The organism is Vibrio sp. 397, assembly GCF_033339395.1.
GTDB classification, from domain to species: domain Bacteria; phylum Pseudomonadota; class Gammaproteobacteria; order Enterobacterales; family Vibrionaceae; genus Vibrio; species Vibrio alginolyticus.
The window spans coordinates 48425-63395 of record NZ_JAWOUN010000001.1; the positions used below are offsets into that span (position 1 = coordinate 48425).

The 14971-nt window shown below is 43.6% G+C and carries 25 protein-coding genes; 21 read left to right on the top strand and 4 right to left on the bottom strand.

The genetic code is table 11. The annotated features are described in order from the left end of the window. Window positions 1-6: 6 nt before the first annotated feature. The 12 genes from R7P36_RS00205 (at window position 7) to R7P36_RS24780 (ending at window position 4666) form a co-directional block, all read left to right on the top strand. Window positions 7-849 carry an exonuclease gene (locus tag R7P36_RS00205; RefSeq protein WP_318121955.1) on the top strand — a complete coding sequence of 281 codons (843 nt, stop codon included), beginning with the start codon at window positions 7-9 and terminating at the stop codon, window positions 847-849. Beyond that, window positions 837-1058, top strand: a complete 222-nt coding sequence (locus R7P36_RS00210) for a hypothetical protein (protein ID WP_258663632.1) — start codon at window positions 837-839, stop codon at window positions 1056-1058. The genes R7P36_RS00205 and R7P36_RS00210 overlap by 13 nt, the downstream gene beginning before the upstream one ends. Beyond that, window positions 1055-1549 (top strand): hypothetical protein, encoded by a 495-nt coding sequence (locus R7P36_RS00215; protein ID WP_005490030.1) that lies wholly within the window; start codon window positions 1055-1057, stop codon window positions 1547-1549. Before R7P36_RS00210 ends, R7P36_RS00215 begins: the two co-directional genes overlap by 4 nt. A 2-nt stretch (window positions 1550-1551) precedes the next feature. Continuing rightward, entirely contained in the window at window positions 1552-1818 is a 267-nt protein-coding gene (locus R7P36_RS00220) for a hypothetical protein (protein ID WP_005490091.1), read from the top strand. Then, the gene (locus R7P36_RS00225) at window positions 1818-1940 is read left to right on the top strand and encodes a hypothetical protein (RefSeq protein ID WP_005490097.1); all 123 of its coding nucleotides are present in this window, start codon (window positions 1818-1820) and stop codon (window positions 1938-1940) included. Before R7P36_RS00220 ends, R7P36_RS00225 begins: the two co-directional genes overlap by 1 nt. A 12-nt stretch (window positions 1941-1952) precedes the next feature. Beyond that, entirely contained in the window at window positions 1953-2546 is a 594-nt protein-coding gene (locus tag R7P36_RS00230; RefSeq protein WP_005490089.1) for a deoxynucleoside kinase, read from the top strand. Then, window positions 2539-2751 (top strand): hypothetical protein, encoded by a 213-nt coding sequence (locus tag R7P36_RS00235; RefSeq protein WP_005490064.1) that lies wholly within the window; start codon window positions 2539-2541, stop codon window positions 2749-2751. Before R7P36_RS00230 ends, R7P36_RS00235 begins: the two co-directional genes overlap by 8 nt. Next, window positions 2751-3038 (top strand): hypothetical protein, encoded by a 288-nt coding sequence (locus R7P36_RS00240; protein WP_318121959.1) that lies wholly within the window; start codon window positions 2751-2753, stop codon window positions 3036-3038. Before R7P36_RS00235 ends, R7P36_RS00240 begins: the two co-directional genes overlap by 1 nt. Then, window positions 3038-3625, top strand: a complete 588-nt coding sequence (locus R7P36_RS00245; protein WP_005490196.1) for a deoxynucleoside kinase — start codon at window positions 3038-3040, stop codon at window positions 3623-3625. The genes R7P36_RS00240 and R7P36_RS00245 overlap by 1 nt, the downstream gene beginning before the upstream one ends. 95 nt (window positions 3626-3720) lie before the next feature. Beyond that, window positions 3721-3984, top strand: a complete 264-nt coding sequence (locus R7P36_RS00250) for a hypothetical protein (RefSeq protein WP_005490248.1) — start codon at window positions 3721-3723, stop codon at window positions 3982-3984. A gap of 38 nt (window positions 3985-4022) precedes the next feature. Continuing rightward, window positions 4023-4205, top strand: a complete 183-nt coding sequence (locus R7P36_RS00255) for a hypothetical protein (RefSeq protein WP_005490042.1) — start codon at window positions 4023-4025, stop codon at window positions 4203-4205. Between the two features lie 47 nt (window positions 4206-4252). Then, window positions 4253-4666 carry an HNH endonuclease signature motif containing protein gene (locus tag R7P36_RS24780; RefSeq protein ID WP_031792180.1) on the top strand — a complete coding sequence of 138 codons (414 nt, stop codon included), beginning with the start codon at window positions 4253-4255 and terminating at the stop codon, window positions 4664-4666. A 318-nt stretch (window positions 4667-4984) separates the two neighbouring features. Here R7P36_RS24780 and R7P36_RS00260 read toward each other — a convergent pair whose 3' ends face one another. The 4 genes from R7P36_RS00260 to R7P36_RS00275 form a co-directional block, all read right to left on the bottom strand. After that, window positions 4985-5752: a DUF4145 domain-containing protein gene (locus tag R7P36_RS00260; RefSeq protein ID WP_318121961.1), complete on the bottom strand. Its 768-nt coding sequence runs from the start codon at window positions 5750-5752 to the stop codon at window positions 4985-4987. Between the two features lie 118 nt (window positions 5753-5870). Further along, window positions 5871-6140 carry a hypothetical protein gene (locus tag R7P36_RS00265; protein ID WP_005490178.1) on the bottom strand — a complete coding sequence of 90 codons (270 nt, stop codon included), beginning with the start codon at window positions 6138-6140 and terminating at the stop codon, window positions 5871-5873. A 225-nt stretch (window positions 6141-6365) separates the two neighbouring features. Beyond that, entirely contained in the window at window positions 6366-6578 is a 213-nt protein-coding gene (locus R7P36_RS00270; RefSeq protein ID WP_318121963.1) for a hypothetical protein, read from the bottom strand. A 55-nt stretch (window positions 6579-6633) separates the two neighbouring features. Further along, window positions 6634-7278, bottom strand: a complete 645-nt coding sequence (locus R7P36_RS00275) for an antirestriction protein ArdA (protein ID WP_005490147.1) — start codon at window positions 7276-7278, stop codon at window positions 6634-6636. A gap of 209 nt (window positions 7279-7487) precedes the next feature. On the opposite strand from R7P36_RS00275, the gene R7P36_RS00280 reads away from it, so the two are divergent. The 9 genes from R7P36_RS00280 (at window position 7488) to R7P36_RS00320 (ending at window position 14964) form a co-directional block, all read left to right on the top strand. Further along, window positions 7488-7679 carry a hypothetical protein gene (locus R7P36_RS00280; RefSeq protein ID WP_005490181.1) on the top strand — a complete coding sequence of 64 codons (192 nt, stop codon included), beginning with the start codon at window positions 7488-7490 and terminating at the stop codon, window positions 7677-7679. A gap of 280 nt (window positions 7680-7959) precedes the next feature. Continuing rightward, window positions 7960-8358 carry a hypothetical protein gene (locus R7P36_RS00285; RefSeq protein WP_318121965.1) on the top strand — a complete coding sequence of 133 codons (399 nt, stop codon included), beginning with the start codon at window positions 7960-7962 and terminating at the stop codon, window positions 8356-8358. A gap of 3 nt (window positions 8359-8361) precedes the next feature. Further along, on the top strand, window positions 8362-8868 hold the full coding sequence (locus R7P36_RS00290) for a phage terminase small subunit P27 family (protein ID WP_244190827.1): 507 nt from the start codon (window positions 8362-8364) through the stop codon (window positions 8866-8868). Window positions 8869-8884: 16 nt separating this feature from the next. Next, window positions 8885-9445 carry a hypothetical protein gene (locus R7P36_RS00295; protein WP_257968131.1) on the top strand — a complete coding sequence of 187 codons (561 nt, stop codon included), beginning with the start codon at window positions 8885-8887 and terminating at the stop codon, window positions 9443-9445. 9 nt (window positions 9446-9454) lie between these two features. Continuing rightward, window positions 9455-9649, top strand: a complete 195-nt coding sequence (locus R7P36_RS00300; protein WP_029860027.1) for a hypothetical protein — start codon at window positions 9455-9457, stop codon at window positions 9647-9649. A 123-nt stretch (window positions 9650-9772) separates the two neighbouring features. Then, window positions 9773-11533: a terminase large subunit gene (locus R7P36_RS00305; protein ID WP_023667246.1), complete on the top strand. Its 1761-nt coding sequence runs from the start codon at window positions 9773-9775 to the stop codon at window positions 11531-11533. Between the two features lie 9 nt (window positions 11534-11542). Next, complete coding sequence (locus R7P36_RS00310) at window positions 11543-12868, top strand: phage portal protein (protein ID WP_042763796.1); 1326 nt, start codon at window positions 11543-11545, stop codon at window positions 12866-12868. Continuing rightward, complete coding sequence (locus R7P36_RS00315; RefSeq protein ID WP_005490062.1) at window positions 12831-13679, top strand: HK97 family phage prohead protease; 849 nt, start codon at window positions 12831-12833, stop codon at window positions 13677-13679. The genes R7P36_RS00310 and R7P36_RS00315 overlap by 38 nt, the downstream gene beginning before the upstream one ends. A 94-nt stretch (window positions 13680-13773) precedes the next feature. Next, window positions 13774-14964 carry a phage major capsid protein gene (locus R7P36_RS00320; protein ID WP_140272809.1) on the top strand — a complete coding sequence of 397 codons (1191 nt, stop codon included), beginning with the start codon at window positions 13774-13776 and terminating at the stop codon, window positions 14962-14964. Window positions 14965-14971 lie beyond the last annotated feature (7 nt).

The window sequence follows — 14971 nt, forward strand, 5'->3', positions numbered from 1 at the left end:
GAGTGGATGAGTAAGATTAAAAAGCTTGGTCTATTCGACCTAGATATTTTCGCGTTCCAAGCGAACGCTACGGCAATGGAAGAGGTATTCCTTCAGAACGGCAATGAGTACATCGGTCTTATGACCAACCTTACACAAGCTTTCGACTCAGTGGTTAACCGTATTGAAGAGTTACGTAAAGAGCTAAAGCTTGATGTGGTCATTATGTGCCTTACGGATGATCACAACTGGCGTAAGGATGTTCTACCTACCTACAAAGAGAACCGTAAAGGTGTTCGTAAGCCAGTAGGTCTCCAAGAACTAAAACAGCGTTTAAGTGATCATTACGAGACGTACATTCGACCTTCTCTAGAAGCAGATGATGTGATGGGAATCCTTGCCACGTGGGACAAGTTCTATCCAGACCATCGAAAGATCATTATAAGCGAAGATAAGGATATGAAGACCCTTCCTGCATGGATTTATAACCCTGCTAAGGACTTCGAGCCTTGGTTCAATCCTATCGAAGATGCTGATCACTTCCACCTATGCCAAACACTGGCAGGAGACACTACAGATGGTTATGCAGGTTGTCCTTCAATCGGTATGGACACAGCAAGCCAGTTACTTAAAGACCGCCTAATGTTCGAATCCTATGAGCATACCTTCAAATCTGGTGCTCGTAAGGGCATGACGGAGCAACGCTGGCGTAAGGTCGAAAGTCCCTCTCTATGGGACACGGTAGTTTCTTGTTTCCACAAAGCAGGTCTGAACGAACAAGCGGCACTTCAACAAGCGCGTGTAGCTCGTATCTGTAGAGCGAGTGACTACGACTTCAAAAACAAAGAGGTGAAGCTGTGGACACCTTAAAACGCTTTCTAACAGCGAACGGTAAGAGTTGCTTTGAGTGTAAACACTTCATCGAAGGGAAGCTCGACTGCTCTAACCCTAAGTTCGTTCGTCAAGTAACTAATAAGTTCGATTTTGATACACACACTTACTATCCGAGTGCTTCAGGTATCCGCACCTCTGGCGGTGTCTGTAAGCCTGATGCTATCGGTTTTGAGGCTAAACCATGAGTTTAAATATTGAATGTTTAGGTAGCTACGTTCTACGTGGTTGGTGGGGTAAACCTCAAGGCGTAACAGTGGGTAAGCGTTACGTCCTGTTCCGTCCTGAGTCCAGAACACACCATAAACATGTTCCTTACTTTCTCGATGATGAGGGTACGCCTCGCTCTATTTACAACGGTGAGTGGCGTAGTCATGAAGTGGTCGAGAAGGTGTCTCTCAAAGACGCTGAGAAGATTATTCAACATTACCAAAAAGGAGAAGTAGAAGTGAGCGAGAAGCTACCAGAACAACCAGAACCTAAAGCTCAAGTTAATTCACAAACTGTAGTTCCTGAAGTCATGAAAGACCTCACGGATCGACTAGCTAAAGGTGTCAAGACATACGGCACACCTCTAACAAGCCATAACGGGCGTGACGCTCTGCAAGACCTATACGAAGAACTACTAGATGCAGCGTGTTACGTGAAGCAGTTAATGATGGAGAGAGAAGGAAAATGAAAATGTCGTTCATCTTAAAAACATTACTTCAATTTGTCGTTCGCGCCTTGGTCAACGAGGCAGCTAGTGAACTAAACAAGGCTCTTAAAAGTGAAGAGAAGGTTTCGAAGCTAGAGAAGCAGATTGAAGAAACACGTAAGAAAGTGACCGAAAAGACAGACAAAGCGGCTGAAGTTCAAGAGATCGCTAACAAGCTGATCAGCGTTACTGAACAGGTCACAAAGAACAAAGAAAAGAAAACCAACAAGAAGAAAGAAGAGGGTAAGTAATGCGTCCTTCTCGCCTACGTAAGCGTGATCGTTTTGATGATTTTGAAAAAGAAGACCGCAAGGTCAACAAAAGAAAACGTCGTGATCGTCAAGCAGCACGTAAGGTGAAACGAATGTTTTAAAAGGAGATTAAATTGTATATCGCTATTGAAGGTAACATCGGGGCAGGTAAGTCTACTGTCCTAGAACCTCTAGCGGCTTTGCTAGGTTATGAAGTGATTCATGAAGGCATTGAGACAGACAAAGGTTTCCAAGACTGTTTAGCAGCTTTCTATGAATCAGGCTCAAAAGAGGATTTTAACGCCTTACAGGTTTATCTAGCCAATTACCGAGCCAATATCATTAAGAATCTTGATCCAACCAAGAACTACATTATGGAACGAAGCCTTCAAGGTGCAGTTCTATTTTGTCTCGCAGAAAACCACACAGACACAGCCACTTGGACTCTTCAAGACTTCAAGCACGTTGAGCAACCAACTCACTACCTTTTCCTAGATTGTCCTGCTGAGATTTGTCTAGAGCGCATTGCTAAACGTCAACGCGAGTGTGAACAGTCCTTACCTTTGGACTACCTAAAGCGTGTTGAGAAAGCACATCGAGATTGGGGCTACATGGGCGAGTGGGCAGGTCAGGTGACGGTCGTTGACTCAAGCGGCTACGTAGACCTTGAAGCACTAGCTGAACACGTTAAGACAGTCGTCAAGATCAAGGCAGGTGAACGTGTCTAAGAAATACTTGGTTTGGAACGGTGAGCAAGAAGCGTTACTGAATCACGCAATCACTCACTCTCAAACAGCAAATTCAAACCTAAAGCACTGCGTCCTATCTCATTTCAATCCAAAAGTTCAAGAAGCAATCAAGAAGCTATCTGATGCGCTTTTTCTGATGGAAGACGCAATGAAAGACCCTTACAACACACGAGGTGAAGAATAATGATTTTTAAAGTCCACACTTTGGTAAAACTAATCGTTAATCGCAAGCTAGACGGTTTCAAGATTATTTCTGATGAAGAGAACGTAAAGGACGGTAAAGCGTTCAATACGTTGGTCTTTAAGCATGAAGACAAGCTGTACAAGGTCGATTACAAAGATATGTATTGGCGTTCATACAGTGTAGGTCTACTAGGTGCAGAAGGTACTAAGATCGACTGTCCTGTCGTGTACCCAACTGAGCGTACTGAAATTGTTTACCTAACTGAAGAAGAAATGAAGAACCGTTAATGCCATATATTACCCTTGAAGGTAACGTTGGTGTAGGTAAGTCAACTTTACTCCATCGTCTCGCTGATGAATTAGGTTGGGAGGCGGTGGAGGAAGGTATCGAGTTCGATGAAGGCTTCCAATCGTTACTAAAGGAACGTTATGAAAATCCTACTCCTGAAAATGTAGCCAAGCTTCAATTATATGTAGCTAATTTCATGGCAGAACGTATCAACTCGTTAGACCCAAATAAATACTACGTGGTCGAGCGTTCGGTCTTTGCTACTGAGTTGTTTAGCCTAGCTGCTAACCGTCCAGATATTATTGATGCTCTAGCTGGACATGTTCTACGTGTACCTGCTCCTGAGTTCTACCTTTACCTATCTGCACCTCCGCGATTATGTCTTGAACGTATCCATGAACGAGATCGGACAGGTGAAGGAGAAGGTATCAGTTTAGAGTACCTTCAGACTTTGCACGATATTCACGAACGTTGGTTTAACATGATGCACTTTCTAGGTCGAGTACAGAGAGTTGATGCTGTGGAACATCCTGATGTGAAGCGTTTAGCAGAGAGTGTGAAGGCTAAGGTTTACACTAAATACTGAATAAATAATAACCTCCCTTCGTATTAGAGAGGACGTAAAGATTATTAGATGTTTCTTTACGTCCTTTCCTTTACGAACAAACAAGGAGGGTACTCATGAACATCACATTAAGAGACCTTCTTCCTATTGTTATCGTCCCTGTAGCCACTTGGATGATGTCTACGTACTCGTTCACTGAGATCATGAAAGACCGTATGGACTTAGCAACGAAGGAACGTCAAGAGATTAGCCAAAAGGTAGATAAGGTAGTCACACTTCAGGGTGATCAAGAGGTTCGTATCCGTCTCCTAGAGGATGGACAAGGCGAGCTAGAACTGAAGGTAGACAAGATCGAGAACAAGGTGTTTTCAAAGGAGTAATCAACTACAACTACTAACCACTAAGGAGGAAGAACTAAATGCAAGTCAAGAACAAACAAGGCAAGGTCTTTGAGGTATCGGAGGAACACTACGAGACCTACAAGCGAGACCTAGAGCCAGTAGGTGATAAGCCTAAGAAAGAGGTCAAGAAGAAAGTAGCGAACAGTCGTAAGACTAAAACCACTACTGAGACCCCAACTGAAGAGGAAGCTGTAGAATAACCTTTCAATTTTGATGGGGGGCTTTTCCTACAGACTTTCGAAAAGTAATGCGTAAGGTATGTGCATCGGCAGGATGCAAGAATGTTACCTCGTCACGTTACTGTCCTAGATGCCAACAGCAAGCTGAGACTAGACGCAAAGAGAACGCTAAGAAGCGTGCAAGGCGATCAGCACAGCGATACGAAGACAAATACACATCCTTCTATAAGTCTCGCAAGTGGAAAGAACTTCGAGAATATAAACTCAAGAAAGACCCGTTATGTGAAGAGTGTAAAGCTAATGGGTTTGTCCGAGCAGGTCACGACATTGACCATATCGTTGAAATCAAAGACGACTTTTCCCGTCGATTAGACATCACGAATCTCAGAACGCTTTGCCGTTCATGCCACGTTACGAAGACCATTCGGACTCGAAAACGTAGAACTAAAAATTATAGTTCGAATGAAAATCTGTGGCTCTGAGAGGGGCGGAAAAAGTTCAATTTATGTCTCTTTAGGTTTCACGCTACCGTGACCCCTTGAGAAAAAAGGATAATGTTTTACTTGTCTATAAATTCCCTTTGTGCATCAAGGCGGTAGCGTGGCGAGGTTCACCAACTGACTTGATAGTGAAAGGGCGGTCAATAGGATGGCTTGGACTTGTCTTAGAGTTACCCTAATGACCGCCTTTTGTCCCCTTGAGTTGATACTTTAATAACTCTAAGGCACTGTTTCTACAGATGAAATCGTCTCATAGTGGGCTATCTTGGAGGAAATGCGAGAAGAAACGATCTCATGTTTTTAACTTGTAGGTTTAGACCTGTCTCTTTGCTGAATGTGCTCTTTAGTTGTGTCCGGTACTAGGTCTTGAAAGAGGCGCTCTCTTTCTTTCGGTCTCGTTACTAACTCATCAGTGATGTAATTGAGAAGACTGAACAGCTTCTTTGCGTCTTCCTTGTTATCGTCAAACACAATTTGACCAGGATGCACGCAGTTATTCCCTACGACTCGTAGAGTGTCTAATGCTATTTGTACATCCGAATTTAGACCTTCTTTAACTAATGTAGCTATTGAGTTGTTTATTTTACCTTCGTGTCCCAAATGGTGTAGTAATTCTTGAAGAGCGAGCCTCAATAATGCGGCTGCTCCTTTAGGAGACTCGTGGAGTATTGAAGCAGCCTCTATGTAGATTTCCATGATGTGTTCGGGTAGATCTTTGTTAGGTTCCTCTACGCTATGTGTTCGGGGGTACACGCAGACACTGTTTACCCATAAACTAGGTTCTTTGCAGCTTAAACAATTGGATATGGAGACTTTTTTAGGAAAGAACCGATCTATTTCTTCTGCACAGTTCTCCATATAAAAGTTAACAAAAGTGTCTATTGCTTGATAGCTACCTCTTACGTTCGGTCTGAATGCTTCAGCCATTTGGTGGCTCATGATGTCAACAAAATCTACAAAGTTATCATTATTTACCCATACCTGTTGAGCGAGAACCCCACAATGAGGGCATAGGAAATCACGCTTCATTAAGCGCGGTTCTAGTTCGGTTCTTTTACTGCTTTCCATTATGCGATCTACCTTATAAACGAGATATGCGCACATTATCATAAAAGGTGTTTGGGGAGTATTAAGTATTTTCTCATTGTGATCGATCTAAAAAAGCGCCCTTTAAGGACGCCTTTAATTAACTGTTGTATGGCTCTAGGAGGTCGTGAGGTCTCTTCAGGTGAACTTTGTAATCACCTTGAAAGCCAAGGTTAACGAAAAGCTCATTGGTGTAGCAGTTATCGTAATTGACCGTTAAATATCTGCTGTTGTTTACCTTGTTTAATGTTCTTTCGTTGTCTACTGGTAATCCGTTACGGGTAATGCAATCAAGACCAAACTTATTAATCATATCCTCAATGAACTGGATAGCTTCTTCGTTGAACTTAGATTTAACTATGTGTTTCATCTTCCGTACTCCTTAGCTTGCCTTGATTAGTTCGATAAGCTTTTTAATTGCTTGTCCTTTTGGTGCTTTGACTTCAAGGTCACGGAAGATAGCTAATTCAGTTAATGAGTCTATTGATAGTAGAACCATTTTGATTTCCTTTGTGTGTATGTTTTTGATGGGTATGAGATTAATTTATCTCAATGAGATCGTCAATACTTTTATGAGACGATTTCGTCTAACTGATCATTTTATATCCATTACGATTTCTACTAGCTGGGAGTTCTTCTTAACCTTGTTAATTTTGGACTTCAGCGTGTTGTGTTTCTGGTTAAAAAGCTGCTCCGCTTTGTAGACTGGTACAGACTCCAAGAACACCGCAAAGAGGGCGTTTTGTACTGTTTCATCGTCATAAAGAGCCTTTACAAGTCGTTTTAGTTGTGCGCTGTTCAATTTCATATGTTTAACCTCAAAAGTGCTTATAAAAGGAGGCTTTGCGCCTCCCTAGATTTAATTAGTTGTGAAAAGCATAATAAACGCGCTCACAGTTCTCAATACGTCCTGAGTCGATGAATGTAAAGTCCATCGCTAGGTCACGCCCGTAACGCTCATAATCAAAGTATTGCTTTAGGTTTTCAGGCATCTCAGAAAGTAAGCCTGTTTCCTCCGCGTACAGCTCCGCGAACGCTGTAGATTCTGCATCGTTCATGAATTGGCAGATAGACACGGTAAACTCGCCGTAATACTTATCAGAGATCTCTGAGACCTCGATACCATAACCAAGGGCTGCAATCACTAGGTCTTCATCTAGATCAGCTTCTAGTGCCTCTTCGTAGCCGTTCCAATCCATGAAACCCCAACCGCTACCGTAAGAAGTGAAGCAACCAACTAGACCGCCTTCGTCGTCCACTACGCACCAATCACGGTTAAGGATGTGCGCTGCTTCTTCGTCTGCTTCTAGAACGTCTAGACCTGCTTCGTTTTGTAGTGCTTCAGAAATCCATTCTGCAAGGTCTTTGCTGTAGGTCTCAACGATTTCTTGAGCATCTAGCCATAGATCCCAACCGTCAGCAATGCCATAGAAACGAATACAGATAGTTTGCTCGTTCATTGCTTTAGATGCTTTTTCTAGTGCCTTGATGATTTCTGAAGTTTTCATGTGTATTTCCTTTGTGTGTGTGTTTTTGATGGTTATGAGATTAAATCGTCTCATAGTTATCTGTCAACAGTTTTATGAGATTTTTTCGTCTCAATCTTGCTGTTTCGTTTTGATGGGTATGAGATTAATTCGTCTCAATGATCCTGTCAACAGGTATGAGATAATTTTGTCTCAATAATTTTTTTAAAAAAGATATGGAGGGCTTTTATATGGTGCTCAATGTAGAGCTATTAGACGGTGCAACGGTGGAATATAAAGAAACCTTCTACCTTCTCCGCTACGAAAACGGGCGCGTCTCTATCACTGAGTTGTTCACGGGCGTTCGCTGTCCAGACAGTGAGACAGAAAGAGAAGTGATGAGAACGATTGTCCAGCAAGTAAGCAAAGCAAACCAAGAATAAACAAACCTCCCTCCCCATTAGACAGACCCCAACGCGCTCACACCTTGCTCATTTATATAAAAAATTATGAACCTCGCTGGCTCCGGTGGGTGGGTGTGGTGGTGCTCCCTCAGAATTAATCAACTTGTTGCAAGCCTTGTCCCGTAAGGGGTGGCAGGGGGGAGGGTGGAGGGTAGTGATCGTGCATGACGATTGCGGCTCGGAGTGATTTTTACACAAAACGTCGTTTACTTTTCGTCAAATTTTCAATCAACCAAATCAAGCATTTAGGAGATAGTTAATGTTTTTATTACATCGAAAACCTTACTACGTTTGGTTAGGTCGCCGTATTGGGTTGACCAAACTACAGACAGCAAGTGTTTTCAAACTACAGTGTAGTTTCGTTGAGCATTATTGGGGATCTACTCCACCTAAAAGTGCTCGTGATGTCTTGATTGAAGAGTTTGTGTTTGGGTGTATTGAGGCTGTTTTAGAAGGGGAAGTCATTGAGGATACATACCACAAGGTGCAGTCAGGTTTTTACCGTCAACGTACCGTAAAGGATATTGAGGGAGACCTAGATAGAAAGCTAATGATGATTTCTGATGAAGCAGAAACACGACTTCAAGGACTAAGCATGAAGTGTTTGCAGAAACTTACCAATGCCCGTCAAAGACTCTCTAAGCAAAAAAGGAGGTAATAAATGGGTAGACCCTCGAAACCTATACATGAATTGAAAGCTAACGGGACGTATAGACCTTCCGTACATGGAAGTGAAGAAGACCGTCCACAACTAGCTATTGAAGCTCCAGAAACCCCACGATTTCTAAATGAAGAAGCTTTGGTCTACTTCCAAGAGATCGTTGGTTATGGAATTGACATGGACATTATCACTAAAGCTGATGCTGTCATTGTTGGTCTTCTCTCGAACGAACTAGGAGAGTGGGCTGAACTGAACAAAGCGGTACGCGAAGAGGGCGTGATGGTTAAGCTCCCAACCGCTACAGGATTCATGCAGGACGTAGTGAACCCAAAACTCAAGATTCGAGACGACAAAACCAAGGTGATCTTAAAGATGCTTGGTGAGTTGGGTATGAGTCCTGCTGCACGTTCAAAAGTGCAAGTAAACGAAAAGAACAAACAAGAGAAAACGGCTCTAGGCGAGTTCCTAGCGGCAGTCAACAATCAAAAGGGAGGGCAGACCCATTAACTACTACACATTATTGGTGCTGTATATCGCAGCGTCCGTCTTATCACAAGCCTTAACGTCTCAACCTATTCACTTGCTAACGGTTGCAGGTGTTCCTATCTGGATGCCTCTATCAGCTTTGACGCTGGTTCCGTTGGTTGATGTGCTTCGATCATTCACTCAAGCGCAATCTGAACGTGAAAATCGAGATTTCAAGAAGGTAAGCCTTCAGATGCTAAGTGGTTCGTTCGGTGTAGCTGCTCTCTGTGTAGCCTTTTTAGGTCTACCTTTGCCTATCTTCATTGGCGTTCTATTGGCTGTCACATTTGGTGGTCTCGCTGATGTGCTCGTGTTCAAGCGTATGGGTGAGTTCTTTACGTCTCCCATTAAGCGCATGGCGGTGAGTAACGCTGCTGCTACTTTGCTAGGTTCGGGGATTGTGTTCTTAGTGGCTTTCACAGACCTCATTTTCCCAAACAACGAACTAGCTAAACCATATCTACACGCTGTCACTGGATGGTTGACTCAATCGACCTTCATTTGGGCTTCAAGCCTCGTGATTGCGGCAATGCTTAACAAACTTAAACGTAAACAATAAAGGCTCGTTATGACTCTTCAAGAACTGGTACTAGAACAATTCCCTTCATTAGAAATGGACGGTATTCGTCATTTACCGCTATGTGACATTTTCACGATCACCTACAAGGGGCACTTGATAGGTTACTTCAATCCAAGACACAACGAATTACGTCTAGATCGTGATGAAATCAACAAGCTAACAGGAGGTGAGAACGGTGTGTAACTGCTCTGCTTTCTGTTCTTGTGAGTGTCTATGTGGTGCTTGGGACGATGTGCCATGTTCTTGTTGGGATTTCGAAGACCTTTATACGGATGAGGATGATGATTTAGAAGAATAAGGAGGTCTATGAACCCAACTAAAGCTCAAATTGAGCGTGTCCGTAAAGAGTTGGTAAACCATAACCTCACTGATGATGATCAAACCTACGAACAAGTCCACAAATACGCTGACGATATTCTATCCGGCAAAATCAAAGCGTGTAAGCAGGTAAGAAAAGCTGCTGAACGTCACTTCAAAGATATGTATCGGTCACTTTATGACCCTTCCTATCCATATCGTTTTGATCCCGTAAAGGCTCAACGAGTCATTGACTTCTACAAGTTCATTAAACACACGAAAGGTAAACTTGCACGTACTGTCATGAAGCTCATGCCTTGGCAGCAATTTTGTGTAGGTTCGATCATTGGGTGGGTTTACAAAGATACCGGCTTTCGACGTTTCAAACAGGCTAACATTTGGGTAGCCCGTAAGAATGGTAAGTCAACTCTCGCTTCAGGACTCGCATTGTACTTCCTCATCGGTGACGGTGAGACAGGTGCGGAAATCTACTCAATCGCTGTTAAGAAAGACCAGGCTAAGATCGTCTTTGATGATGCTGTCAGGATGCTCTCGATGTCTGAACTGAAGGAAGTCCTTACAGTAAAGCGTGACTCTATCGCGTTCGAGGCTGAGTTTGCTAAGTTCGTACCTCTCGCTTCAGACTCTAACTCGCTCGATGGTCTTAACACGCACTGCTTCATTGCAGACGAACTTCACTCATGGAAAGACCGTAACCTTTGGGGCGTAATGGAGACCTCAACGGGTGCTCGTGAGCAACCTATGGCGTTCTCTATCAGTACGGCAGGTTGGATCTTAGACGGTATCGGTAAGGAACTGTTTGATGATGGCGTGACCATCCTTGAGAACTACGGTCTAGAAGAGAACGTCTTCACCATGAACTACACACTAGATGATGGTGACAAGTTCAATGATCGTAATTGCTGGATAAAAGCAAACCCTTGTCTTGGTGTTTCCGTTAAGGAAGAAGATATTGAGCGTCTATGTCGTAAGGCTGAACGTATGTCTTCAGAACGGGCAAACTTCCTAACCAAGCGTTTGAACGTATGGGTAAACAACGCTGAAGCATGGCTGAACCTCGATAAGCTCTACCAATGTGCAGATGAGAACGCACGTTTAGAGGACTTTGAAGGTCGTGATTGTATTATCGGTGTGGACTTTGCCGATTACCTTGACTTGACCTCCGTTTGTTATCTGTTCGTCAACAATGACGGTACGTTTAACGTCTTCTATGAGAACTTCTTACCTCACTCCGCAATGGATAAGGTATCTGAGCAAATGAGACAGCGTTACTTGCGTCTCGATGATGAAGGTTATCTGAATATCCTCAACGTTGAATCAATGGATTATACAACGCTTGCAAGTGTTCTAACTGAAGCGTCCAAAAGGTTCAACGTCCAGACAATCGCCTATGACCCTTACCATATGACCGCTATTGCTACTCAGTTAGAAAAGCAGCGTCTTCCTATGGTCTCTATCACTCAATCTAAAGCCAACCTCTCGGAAGCTTCCAAGCTCCTAGAGCGTTACATCTATGACGGCTCCTTTATCTACAACGGTGATAAAACCTTTGAGTGGGCTGCGTCTTGTGCGGTGGTTAAAACAGATGACCGTTCGAATATTCAGGTGTTCCGTGAAAATCACAACACACAAAAGATAGACCCTGTGATTGCTACGATCATTGCTCTCTCAATGGCTGAGATTCAAGAGAAACCTAAAAAGTCTCCGTACTCAGGTAGAAGCGGAAGAGGTCTAATTGTACTTGGCTAAGGAGGTTGAATGGGTTTATTCAGCAGACTCTTTAAGGGTTCGCCTAAACCAGAAAGTAAATCCGTTAACCCCTATATTGACGCTCAACTAAGGAACGATGGTTCCCGTCATGCAGGAGTTAACGTCACTTATACAAGTGCCATGAGACAAGCTGATGTCTATACATGCGTTCGCATCCTCAGTGAGTCCATTGGCATGATTCCAATGAAACTATACAAGCAAAAGAGTGGGGTGTTTGAAGAGGTCTCTCAGAACACTCGTGACTACAGAATCTTTTGCCAAAACCCTAACGGGTACATGACTTCGCAGGAACTAAACGAGCATCTAGTAACTGCTTTGATGTTGAGAGGTCATGCTTTCCTTGAAGTTGTTCGTAACTCTCTGAACGGTGTTAGTGAACTTCTACCTATGCGTTATCTCGATCAAGTCAGCCTCAGTATGACCAATGAAGGTCTTCCTGTTGCTCGATGGGTTGATCATAAAGGTAATGGACAGGTCTCATACGCTCCGTTCAACGAGGAAGGGCTGCTGGACATTAAGCTTCAGTCCCTTAACGGCTTTCAAGGTATCTCTCCAATTGCTCTTATGGCTGAACAAATCGGTACGGCTATAGCAGCACAACGCCACGAGGCGAAAATCTTTGAGAATGGTACACGCCTAAGCGGTGTTCTCTCTACTGAAGACTCTTTAGACGATGAGGCTATTGAACGTCTTCAAGCGAGTTGGAACGGTGCTTATGGAGGTACGGACAACGCAGGTAAGGTAGCCGTGTTAGAGCATGGTCTGACTTACACAAACATCACCATGACTAACCAAGACGCTCAACTTTTAGAAATGCTTGGGTTCAGTCGTGAACAGATTGCTGCTGCGTTCCGTGTTCCTGTCCATATGCTCAATGACACTTCAGCACAGACGATGAATAACGTCGAACAGAATAACCTTCATTTCTTGAAGAACACCTTAATGCCGATCATCACAAAGTTAGAGAACGCTTACAACAAGCTGTTGCCTTCTAACATGGTCGTTCGCTTCGACACTCGGCAGTTCGTAAGGGGTGATATTCGTACTCAAGCTGAAGTAGCGGAGATCTTAATCAAGAACCGCATCATTAGTCATGAAGAGTCTCGTGAAATGTTTGACTTAGCTCCTGCAAACGAGAAGGAACTGTTCGTTATCCAATCGAACAACTACGTGTGGGGTACTAGAGAAGACTCACAGAAGTTAGCTGAAAGGTTAATGAACCCTCCTAAAGAACAACCAAAACAACAACAAGAAGAAACAGAAGGAGTTAATACCAGTGCTGAAGAAGAGCAAGGTAAAGACTCTTCAGTTTGATGTTGATGAATTAAGTAACGAAGGTGTTATTTCTGGTGTTCTTAATTACTTCGGTAATAAAGACCATGCAGGTGACATAACTCTCAAAGGTGCGTTTAAGCACAGTATCAAGATGATTGAAGAGAGTGGTCGTCACCTTGTCATGCTGTGGCAACACGATCCAGAAAAACCTATTGGCATTTGGAAAAATCTTCGTGAAACCTCGCGAGGTCTTGAGGGTGAAGGTCACATCAACCTTGAGACTGAACTAGGTCGTGAAGCCTACGCTCTAGCCAAACAGGGCGCACTTTCGGGTATTAGCATCGGGTATTGGGTAATTGATGAAGAATACGACTCGAAGACAAAAACAAACTATCTAAAAGAACTAGAACTTCGTGAAACTTCTCTAGTTACCTTCCCTTGTAATGAATTAGCACGAATTGAAGAGGTGAAGAAGATGAAATTAGACGAGAAGGGTTTACCAAGTGACGAAGAACTAAAATCGTTCCTAGTTAGCTGCGGTACAAGTGAAGAATTAGCTATGGCAATCGTAGCTAAGTACATGCCTGATTACGTCTCCCCTGAAGAAGAAGCACAGCGTAAAGCTGAAGCTAAAGAAGAAGTAAAAACTACTCTCGAAAGTCTGTGTGAAAAACACGGCTTGTCCCTAAAAGAAGCTCTAGACGCGATTGAAGGTGTTGATGAGGTTCGTGACTCAGATGTGATTGCTAAAGAAGAACAAGAAGACGAAGAGCAAGAACAGAAAGAAGAAGAACCAGAAGAAGACGCTGAAGAAAAGAGCGATTCCCTAGACGATTTCTTTACTAAATAAACCTCCCTTCCCATAGGAAGGAAAGCCTCACTTGGTGCTCTTTAAGGAGGGCGCTAAGGGATTCTTATAACTATAACAAGAGGACAGAATTTATATGAAATTTGATATTAAATCTATTGAGGAAATCACCAACACTGCTGAAATGAAGCAAGTAATGACTGAACTTGCTCACGCTCTGGCAGACGTTGAAGCTAAAGCTCGCGATGCGAAACCTGCTGAACAACTAGAAGCAGAAAAGAAAGCAGAACGCCGCGAAGTTGTCCGTAAATTCCTAAACTCTGCTCCTGCTAAAGCAAGCCTAGAGACCTACGTTAAGCAGCTTGATCTAACCTCTGCGTCTAACACCATCGAAGAGGAAATGTCTAAGGAGATCATCAAGCTTGCTGTAGCGAATGATGTCTTCCTATCTGAAATTGGCTCACAGACTGTATCGAGCACAGACTTCCGTCAACTTGTGCTGAAGAACCGTCCTGATGTTCAGCAAACAGGTGAACAGGATGGTGTGACAACGCCAGTATCAAACACTGGTACGCAAACCTACGTAGAAGTGTCTGCGCTGTTCGCTAAGATCTTCGCAATGCCTGTAATGACTCACGAAATCCTACGCGATTCTCACATCGACGTAGAGGGTGAGTTGATGGCTCTGATTGCTGAAGAGTGGACATTCAAGCTGATCGACATGCTTCTAAACGGTGACGGTCAGAAAGCTAACGGTATTCAAAACCTACGTGGTCTTCTTAACTTCCGTGTAGACCGCGCTAACTCTTTCGCTGAGTCTCTAAAAGCAGACGGTGATCGTAACCCTGATTACTACCAAGTGATCAAGACAGGTGTTGATGGTGCTTTCGGTGCAACTACTGAAGCTATCGAAGACTACTTCATCGACCTACAAGCGTCTCTACCTCAGAAGTACCAATCTTCAGCTAAGTGGTACATGAGCCTGAAGACGTTCAGCGAATTGAAGAAGCTACGCACTGAGCAAGGCTTCCCGATCATCGAGTTCGGTAAGTTCTCTATGTCAGGTGCAGCTTGGGGTGAAGGTTACATCCTGCTAGGTCGTCCTATCGTGATCGTGGATCAGCTACCTGTTTCTGGCTCTAACGCTACGCCAGTTATCTACGGTGATCTGAAGTCTGCGTTCAAGCTAGTTCCTCTAGCTGGCTCTGAGCACTTCCTGATTGACGACATCACAACTAAAGGTGCTCGTACAATCTACCTAGATCAACGCTTCGGTGAAATCGTAGGTAACTCAGACGCTATCCGTATCGCTCTGCAAGCTCTGTAATCGTGAG